This window comes from Microbacterium sp. ISL-103 (assembly GCF_018613995.1).
GTDB lineage: Bacteria > Actinomycetota > Actinomycetes > Actinomycetales > Microbacteriaceae > Microbacterium.
Map to the genome: position 1 here is coordinate 1 of NZ_JAGGPD010000394.1, position 8,578 is coordinate 8,578.

At 69.3% G+C, this 8,578-nt stretch carries 9 protein-coding genes; 8 read left to right on the top strand and 1 reads right to left on the bottom strand.

What is annotated here, in order from left to right:
* The 8 genes from J7E68_RS14200 to J7E68_RS14235 form a co-directional block, all read left to right on the top strand.
* On the top strand, positions 1-472 hold a 472-nt coding region (locus J7E68_RS14200; RefSeq protein WP_215173608.1), incomplete at its 5' end, for a PIG-L deacetylase family protein.
* Positions 472-1,461, top strand: a complete 990-nt coding sequence (locus tag J7E68_RS14205; RefSeq protein WP_215173610.1) for an ATP-grasp domain-containing protein — start codon at positions 472-474, stop codon at positions 1,459-1,461. The genes J7E68_RS14200 and J7E68_RS14205, both read left to right, overlap by 1 nt.
* Positions 1,458-2,171, top strand: a complete 714-nt coding sequence (locus J7E68_RS14210; protein ID WP_215173612.1) for a PHP domain-containing protein — start codon at positions 1,458-1,460, stop codon at positions 2,169-2,171. The genes J7E68_RS14205 and J7E68_RS14210 overlap by 4 nt, the downstream gene beginning before the upstream one ends.
* The gene (locus J7E68_RS14215) at positions 2,171-3,658 is read left to right on the top strand and encodes a glycosyltransferase (RefSeq protein ID WP_215173613.1); all 1,488 of its coding nucleotides are present in this window, start codon (positions 2,171-2,173) and stop codon (positions 3,656-3,658) included. The genes J7E68_RS14210 and J7E68_RS14215 overlap by 1 nt, the downstream gene beginning before the upstream one ends.
* Entirely contained in the window at positions 3,655-3,798 is a 144-nt protein-coding gene (locus J7E68_RS14220; protein WP_215173614.1) for a hypothetical protein, read from the top strand. The genes J7E68_RS14215 and J7E68_RS14220 overlap by 4 nt, the downstream gene beginning before the upstream one ends.
* Positions 3,795-4,142, top strand: a complete 348-nt coding sequence (locus J7E68_RS14225) for a response regulator (RefSeq protein WP_215173615.1) — start codon at positions 3,795-3,797, stop codon at positions 4,140-4,142. The genes J7E68_RS14220 and J7E68_RS14225 overlap by 4 nt, the downstream gene beginning before the upstream one ends.
* Entirely contained in the window at positions 4,139-5,923 is a 1,785-nt protein-coding gene (locus J7E68_RS14230) for a PAS domain-containing sensor histidine kinase (RefSeq protein WP_251049003.1), read from the top strand. The genes J7E68_RS14225 and J7E68_RS14230 overlap by 4 nt, the downstream gene beginning before the upstream one ends.
* A gap of 67 nt (positions 5,924-5,990) precedes the next feature.
* Complete coding sequence (locus J7E68_RS14235) at positions 5,991-7,679, top strand: ABC-F family ATP-binding cassette domain-containing protein (RefSeq protein WP_215173619.1); 1,689 nt, start codon at positions 5,991-5,993, stop codon at positions 7,677-7,679.
* 10 nt (positions 7,680-7,689) lie between these two features.
* Here J7E68_RS14235 and J7E68_RS14240 read toward each other — a convergent pair.
* A partial coding sequence (locus J7E68_RS14240; protein WP_215173616.1) for an FAD-dependent oxidoreductase occupies positions 7,690-8,578 on the bottom strand: 889 nt, incomplete at its 5' end.

Here is an 8,578-nt window from a genome sequence, read left to right on the forward strand (position 1 = left end):
AGAGATCCTCGGGGCTCGGCTGTTCGTGAAGGACCTCATCGACACCGAGATCTCCGGCGGCGGCGCCACGGTGCGGCTCATCGAAGAGGTCGTGCAGGAGGTGCAGCCGACCATCGTCTACACCCACTCCTCGAACGACCGTCATCAGGATCACCGAGCGGTGAGTGAGGCGACGATCGCCGCGACCCGCCGCGTGGGAACGGTCGCCTGCTACCAGAGCCCCTCGGCGACGATCGACTTCCGCCCGACCCGGTTCGTGCGCATCGACCAGTACATCGCTCAGAAGCTGCGGCTGCTCGAGTGCTTCGGCTCTCAGACGGCGACCCGCGACTACCTCGAGCCCGATTTCGTGACCGCCACCGCCCGGTACTGGTCGCGCTTCGGGGGCGGATCCGCGGTGGAGCCGCTCGAGGTCGTCCGCGAGACCGCCGAGTTCATCGGCGCCCACGAACTCACACGACGGGAGAGCTGATGACTGCGCGCGTACTGGTGACCGGTGCCGGAGGACCCGCCGGTGTGGCTGTCATCCGCTCGCTGCTCGGCCGCTCCGACCTCGAGGTCTTCGCCGCCGACATGGACGGCTGGGCGAGTGGGATCTATCTCGTGCCGCCGACGCATCGGCGTCTCGTGCCCCCTGGGCGCGATGACGACTTCGTAGCGGCGATCGCACGCATGGTCGCGGACGACCGCCTCGATCTCGTGATCTCCACCGTCGACGTCGAGCTCGCAGCCCTTGCCGGACGCCGCGAAGAGCTGGCGCCGGCCGTGCTGGCTGCACCCTCGCAGGAGACCCTCTCCGTCGCCCTCGACAAGCTGCTGCTCGCCGAGCGGTGCGAATCGACGGGCCTCACTCCGCGCACCGTGCTCGTGGGCCCCGACGCGCAGGCAGTGGACTGGGAATTCCCGGTCTTCGCGAAGCCGCGTCAGGGCGCCGGCAGTCGCGGGGTGCGGATGGTTCCCGATCGTGCGGCGCTCGAGGCGCTGCCGCTGGACGAGGGCCTCATCGTGCAGGACTTCCTTCCGGGGGAGGAGTACTCGGTCGATGTCATCGCCGATGCCTCGGGCTCGGTGGTGGCGGCCGTGCCGCGCACCCGTGCGCGAGTCGATTCCGGTGTGGCGATCGCCGGCCGCACGGTGCACGACGAAGAGCTCGAGAGTGCCGCGGCATCCATCGCGCAGGCGATCGGCCTCGTGGGGGTCGCGAATGTGCAGCTGCGACGTGACCGCGCCGGTCGTGCCGTGCTCCTCGAGGTGAATCCGCGCTTCCCCGGAGCGCTGCCGCTCACCATCGCCGCGGGCGTCGACATCCCCTCGCTCGTCGCCGACCTGTTCCTCGGACGCGAGATCCCGTCGAGCGTCGCCTTCCGCGAGATCGCCTCGGTGCGATTCCTCGAAGACGTGATCGTCGAGGTCGACGAGGTTCTGGTGTCCGCGCACGCGGGGCATCAGGAGGAACTGTGACGCACTCCCTGCTGCGAGGCGATCACCACGTCCACTCGACGTTCTCGGATGACGCGGTCTCGACTCTGGTCGAGAACGTCGCCGCGGCCGCTGCGGCCGGGTTGACGACAGTGCGCCTCGTCGATCACGTGCGGCAGTCGACGCCCTGGGTTCCCGACTACCTCGCCGCGGTGAGCGCGCTGCGCGTGCCCGACGGACTCACCGTGCTCACGGGCGTGGAGGCGAAGATCCTCGATGCCTCGGGCTCGCTCGACATCCCCGAGCTGCCGGCCGGGATCGACCGCATCCTCATCGCCGACCATCAGTTCCCCGGCATCGACGGCCCACTCGGCCCGAGCGCCGTGCGGGAGCGGATCGACGGCGGCTGGGCGACGGATGACGTGCTCGATCAGCTCGTCGCGGCTCTGATCGCATCGATGCGCCGGCATCCGGGCAACCAGCTCGCGCACTGCTTCTCGATCCTGCCCAAGATCGGCCTGTCGGAGGACGACCTCGGGCAGGACCGCGTGTCGGCGTGGGCGAAGGCGGCGGCAGAGACCGACACCATGGTCGAGGTGAACGAGAAGTGGGGCTGCCCCGGCATCCCGCTGCTCGATGCGCTGCGCGACGCGGGTGCCGAGATCGTCGCATCGACCGACAGCCACATCGCTCGCGACGTCGGGCGCTATGCGCGCGTCAGCGAGATGCTCGACCGGTGGGAGGGGCGCTGATGGGCGATCTGAACTGGCTCGAGACCGCCGTCGTCGTGATCCTGCTCGTGTGCGTACTCGTCGGAACCCTTCCGGTGATCAACACGGGGCTGCAGTTCCTGGTTCTGCCGTTGCACGCCTTCCGCAATCACTACGGCAAGGCCGCTCCTCATCATCCTCGCGTCGCGGTGTTGATCCCGGCCTGGAACGAGGGTCTGGTGCTGGGACAGGCGATCGAACGTCTGATGCAGCTCGAGTACCCGGCCGACCGCCTGCGCATCTTCGTCATCGACGACGCCTCGACCGACGACACTCCTCAGGTGGTCGCGGCGAAGGCGCAGGCGTTCCCCGGACGCGTCGTGCACCTACGGCGCGACAAGGGCGGCGAGGGCAAGGCGCACACGCTCAACCACGGGCTCGACATCGTGCTCGCGGACGAGTGGACCGAAGCGGTGCTCATCATGGATGCCGACGTGATCTTCGCCCGCGATTCGCTGCGCAAGATGAGTCGTCATCTTGCCGACGAGAAGGTCGGAGCCGTCACCGCCTACATCGCCGAGGGCAGCCGGGATCGCAACTACCTCACCCGGTTCATCGCGATCGAGTACGTCATCGGACAGCTCTCCGCCCGTCGCACCCAGAACGTCGGCGGAGCGATCGCCTGCCTGGCCGGTGGCGCGCAGCTGCACTCGAAGGCGAACCTCGAGGCCATCGGCGGGCGGATCCCGACAGGCACCCTGGCCGAAGACACGATGACGACGTTCGAGGGCCAGCTGGCGGGACGCCGCATGGTGTTCGAGCCCCACGCGGTCGTGCTGGCCGAGGAGCCCCGCACCATCGACAGCCTGTGGAAGCAGCGCCTGCGGTGGGCACGCGGAAACGTGCAGCTGACCTCGATCTACCGCCACCTGTGGTTCCGACCCAGCCGCGAGCACAACCTGGGGAGCTTCTCGTTCGGCCTCGCGTGGTTCACGATCCTGCTGCTGCCCGCGTTCATGGTGCTCGCAGCCACCGCTCTGCTCGTGCTTCTCATCCTGCACAGCGAGATCGCCGAGTTCGTGTTCCGCTTCATGTGGATCGCTGCCGCCTGCATCTATCTCTTCTCGATGCTCTATGCGGTGCAACTCGACGGGCGCATCGGTCGGCAGTCCTGGCGCGAGGCGTTGATGTTCCCGGGTCTCGGCGCCCTGATCCTCATGGCGATCGCCCTGTTCCCCTGGCTGTTCGAGGCGGGGCTGAGCGATCTCGGACTCGCCGTCACGGATGAGACCCGATTCACCTGGGCGGTCATCTTCTATCTGTGGGGGCCGATCTCGATGCTCGGCATCTGGCTGGCCCGCGCGGTGGAGAAGCTGCCGGGCGGACGCTTCTTCGCAGGGCTGCTGCTCTACGTCTGCGGGTATGGCTCGCTGCTGTGCGCCATCACCGTCGACTCGTACATCAAGGAATGGCGTCACGCCGACGCCGCATGGATCAAGACCGAGAAGATCGGACGGGTCGACTCATGACCGACGCACCATCGAGAAGCGCCGAGGAGGAGGAGATCGTCGCCGACGCGCGTCGAGAGAAGCTCCTGGTTCCTCAGGCCCTCCTCGCCCTCGGCATCGTCGTCGTCATCGTGATCGTGCGAGAGCTGTTCCTGCGATGACCGGTCGGCCGCTGGCCCTCGTGGTCGAGGACAGCGCGGATCAGATGGACCTCCTGCGGCGGTACCTCGACCGGGAGGGCTTCGACGGGTTCGCGGCCAGCGACGCGGAATCGGCGATCGCCGCTTTCGCCACGATCTCGCCGGCCGTCGCGGTGATCGATCTGCTCCTTCCGGGCATCAGCGGCACGGAGTGCGTGCGCCTGATCAAGAACCGGTACCCGGAGTGCTTCCTGATCGTGAGCTCGGTGCTCGACGAGGGCGACTACCCCGATGCCGATGCCGCGCTCCCCAAGCCGATCGTCGGCGCCGACCTGCGTGCCCTTCTCCGAGACCTGCCGCGATGACGCCGACGAACACCGTGCAGCAGTCGATGGAGCTCAGCTGGCGGCGCTACTTCGACAACCCGACCCCGCTGATGAAGCAGGGGCCGACGGCGATCGCGGTCGCCATCGCGGCCGTGCTCATGTGGACCATTCCTGGCATCCCGGTGACCGACACGGGGGTCGCGATCCTCGGGCTCGCGACCATCGCCGCGGTGACGGCGTTCGCCGCCGTCCTCTCGGTGCGCGGCGTGTACGAGGGCTGGGTCGTGATGCTCGTCCCGATGATCGACATCCTCGGGCTGGGTGCGATCAGGGCCGGCACCGGCGGACCGGCGTCGCTCTTCTCGTCCTTCGTCCTCCTGCCCGTGATCTGGATCGCGGCGGCACCAGGACGCCGTCAGGTCGTCATCGTGGCCGTCTTCTCGTCGATCGCCCTGGTCATGCCGAACCTCATCGACCCGCCCGATGACCCGGCTGACTGGCTGCGCGGAGTGATCGGCCCGCTGGTGTTCGCGACGGTCGGCGCCATCGTCAACGAGCTGTCGCGCCAGCAGCGTCTTCGCACCTCCCAGGCCGAGGCGCACGTCGTCGAGCGCACCGCCGCTCTCGCCGCCAATGAAGCCATCCTCGAGCAGCTGAAGGCGAGCGAGCAGCAGTACCGCGCACTCTCGGAGTCGTTCACGAGCCTGTGGAACTCGATCACCGGCCAGGCGGTCATCGCCACCGACAACGGCGGAAAGATCACGGCCTGGAACCCCGGAGCCGTGCGGCTGCTGGGGATGCCCGTGGAAGACGCTCTCGCCGAGGTGCGGGTCGACACCTTCTTCCCGTCGCACATGCTCGCGCAGTTCGCGCCTGAGGACGGCTCGACGCAGGTCGACGGACTCCACCCCGGCCTGCGCGCGCTCTTCGACGACGCCGATGCCGGCCTTCCAGTGGATGCGCACGTCGACGTCGCGACAGCGGGCGGATCGTCCGTTCCCGCCAGGGTGACCGTCACCCCGTACCAGGACTCCGACGGTTCGCGGCACGGCTATCTGCTCGTGATCACGGATGAGACCAAGGCCGTCGAGGTCGCACGCATGAAGGACGAGTTCGTCGGCATGATCTCGCACGAGCTGCGGACGCCGCTGAGCGCGATCATCGGGTTCCTCGATCTTCTGCAGAACGACCCCGCCCAGCCGCTCACCACGGATCAGCTGGAGTTCGTGGGCATCATCGAGCGCAACGCGCAGCGACTTCTGAACCTCGTGGGCGACCTGCTGTTCACCGCGCAGGTCGAGTCGGGGCGGTTCCCCCTCGAGCGCGGTGAGGCTGATGTCGGCGAGCTGGTGCGCGGCGCCGTGGCCTCGTCCGGACCCCACGCGCAGCGCGAAGGCATCGAACTGGTCGCCGAGGTGCCGTCTGCCCCGGTGCGCATGATGATCGACTCGGGCCGCATCGGGCAGGCGGTCGACAACCTGCTCTCGAACGCCATCAAGTTCACCGGCGCCGGCGGACGGGTCACCGCGAGCGTGCGCGAGGTCGACGGCGCCGTCGAGCTGGCGGTGCGCGACACCGGCGTCGGGATCCCCGAAGACGAGCAGGGGATGCTCTTCACCCGCTTCTTCCGCGCGTCGACGGCGACCCGGAACGCGGTGCCGGGCGTCGGCCTCGGTCTCACGATCACCCGCGCGATCATCCTCGCGCACGGCGGGACGATGGACGTGACGAGCCGGGAGGGCGTCGGAACCGAGTTCCGGATGCTGTTACCGGTGGCCCCGCGCACCGAGGCGATCCAGGTCGTCGGCCGCCGCATGTGATCGACCGCCGTCCCGGTTGCTGATAGCCTGGTCGGCTCGCCATGCGGGCGGAAGGATGGCACGCACGGTGGGCTATATCGATGTTGCAGGGGTCTCTCTGACCCTCCCCGACGGCAGACCGCTGCTCGACGAGACGACGTTCCGCGTCGGTTCGGGGTCGACGAGCGCACTCATCGGCCCCAACGGTGCTGGCAAGACGACGCTGCTGCGGATCATCCGCGGCGATCAGTCGGCCGAGGCCGGCGTCGTGACGATCGACGGCGGGCTCGGCGTGATGGATCAGTTCGTCGGTCACGGCGAGCCCGGTCAGACCGTGCACGAGCTGCTGGTCGGGGTCGCTCCGCGGAGGATCCGGCAGGCGGCCGAAGCGCTCGAGGCCGCGGAGAACGCGTTGATCGAGCGCGACGAGCACGACACGCAGATGGCGTATGCGACGGCGATCGCCGAGTACGCGGATGCCGGCGGCTACGAGCACGAGACCGTGTGGGACCAGTGCACGGTCGCGGCGCTCGGCGTGGCGTACGAGCGCGCCCGCTTCCGCGAGCTCACGACGCTCTCCGGCGGCGAGCAGAAGCGACTCGCGCTCGAGGCGCTGCTGCGCGGGCCCGACGAGGTGCTGCTGCTCGACGAACCCGACAACTATCTCGACGTTCCCACGAAGCGCTGGCTCGAAGAGCAGCTTCGCCAGACGCCGAAGACCGTGCTGCTGGTGTCGCACGACCGCGAACTGCTCGCGCGGGCGGTCGACCGGCTGATCACTCTCGAGCCCGGCGGCGCGGGCGCCTCGGCGTGGGTGCACGGCGGCGGGTTCGCGACGTATCACCAGGCGCGCAGCGACCGCATGGACAGACTCGACGAGCTCCGGCGGCGGTGGGACGAGCAGCACGAGAAGCTGCGCATCCTGGTCGCGAACCTCAAGGTCAAGGCGTCGGCGAACGACGGGTTCGCCCCGCGCTACCAGGCGGCTCAGACCCGCCTGCGCAAGTTCGAGGAAGCGGGTCCGCCCGAAGAGAGGCCGCCGGCCCAGGACTTCGACATGCGCCTGCGCGGTTCGCGGACGGGCAAGCGCGCGGTGGTCGCGCAGCGGCTCGAGCTCACCGGTCTGATGCGTCCCTTCGACGCCGAGGTCTGGTACGGCGACCGGGTCGCTGTGCTGGGGTCGAACGGCTCGGGCAAGTCGCATTTCCTCCGCCTTCTCGCCCGTGGGGGCAGCGATCCCGATCCGACGCTCGGCCATGTCACCTCCACAGGCGAGCAGCTCTCTCAGGTCGAGCACGCCGGGCGGGCGACGCTCGGCGCGAGGGTAGTGCCGGGGCTGTTCGCGCAGACCCACGCGCACCCGGAGTTCGTCGGGCGCACTCTGCTCGAGATCCTGCATCGCGGAGACGAACGTCGGGCCGGGATGCCGAGGGATGCCGCGAGCTCGGCGCTCGATCGCTACGGACTAGTGCGTCAGGCCCAGCAGACGTTCGAGTCGCTCTCAGGCGGTCAGCAGGCGCGCTTCCAGGTGCTGCTGCTCGAGCTCTCGGGCGCGACCCTGCTGCTGCTCGACGAGCCCACCGACAACCTCGACATCGAATCCGCGGAGGCGCTGGAGGACGCGCTTCGGCGCTTCGAGGGCACCGTGCTCGCCGTCACGCACGACCGCTGGTTCGCGCGCTCCTTCGACCGGTTCCTCGTGTTCGGGTCGGACGGCGAGGTCTACGAGTCCGATGCTCCGGTGTGGGACGAGCGGCGGGTGGCGCGGGCACGCTGATCCCGACAGCTCAGGGCAGGCGGAAGGGCTCGGCCGCGAGTGCGGTCGGGTCGAGCGCCAGGTCGGCGAGGGTGGCACCCACTCCCGGTGCGAACTTGAACCCGTGCCCCGAGAAGCCTGCACCGACGACGATCCGGCCGCGCCGGTCGAGCACGAATGCGCTGTCGTCGGTCGACGTGTACGTGCAGCTGATCGGCGCGGCCGATGCGGGGTCGAGACCCGGCATCCACTCGCGCACGTACTCGGTCAGCGCATCGGCGTGTGTCACCGCGTGCGGGCGGGCGTCGGGATCGACGACCTCGCCCACCCGGTGGAACCCGACCTTCACTCCCTCGCCGGGCGTCGGCATGCCGTAGACGGTGGCGGGATACCGCGCGGTGTCGACGTAGTGGTTGAACGACGGCCAGGCGGACTCCGCCGCGGGGAGGAAGTGCGCGGGGAACTCCTCGGTGACCTCCAGACGAGGAAGGCGGATGCCCGGCAGCATCCTCTCGGTCCACGCGCCGACCGTGACGACGACGGCGCCGGCCCGCAGCCGCGCCTCGGGCAGCACGATGTCGACGCCGTCGCCGGTGTCCTCGACACGCACGACCGGGGTCTGCCACCGCACCTCGCCTCCGGCCGCCACGATGCGGCGTTCGAGCTCGCCGAGGGCCGCCGATGCCCGGGCGACGCCCGCGTCGCGGGAGAACAGCACCGATTCGGAGAAGCGCATGCCCGACCAGCGCGACGATGCGGCATCGCGGGGCACGATCTCGGCGTGGATGCCGCGCGCGGTCAGCCGACGCTCGATCTCGTCGATGTCGACATCGCCGTGGGTGACCAGACCGTGCAGACGCAGCAGCGGCTCGCCGTCGACCTGTCCGAGGTCATCCCAACCGGCCCTCGCCCGCACGAGG

What these genes read in the sequence shown, in the direction of transcription:
- J7E68_RS14205 (WP_215173610.1), top strand. Translation starts at nt 472, where the DNA reads ATGACTGCGCGCGTACTGGTGACCGGTGCCGGAGGACCCGCCGGTGTG.
- J7E68_RS14230 (WP_251049003.1), top strand. Translation starts at nt 4,139, where the DNA reads ATGACGCCGACGAACACCGTGCAGCAGTCGATGGAGCTCAGCTGGCGG.
- J7E68_RS14225 (WP_215173615.1), top strand. Translation starts at nt 3,795, where the DNA reads ATGACCGGTCGGCCGCTGGCCCTCGTGGTCGAGGACAGCGCGGATCAG.
- J7E68_RS14220 (WP_215173614.1), top strand. Translation starts at nt 3,655, where the DNA reads ATGACCGACGCACCATCGAGAAGCGCCGAGGAGGAGGAGATCGTCGCC.
- J7E68_RS14215 (WP_215173613.1), top strand. Translation starts at nt 2,171, where the DNA reads ATGGGCGATCTGAACTGGCTCGAGACCGCCGTCGTCGTGATCCTGCTC.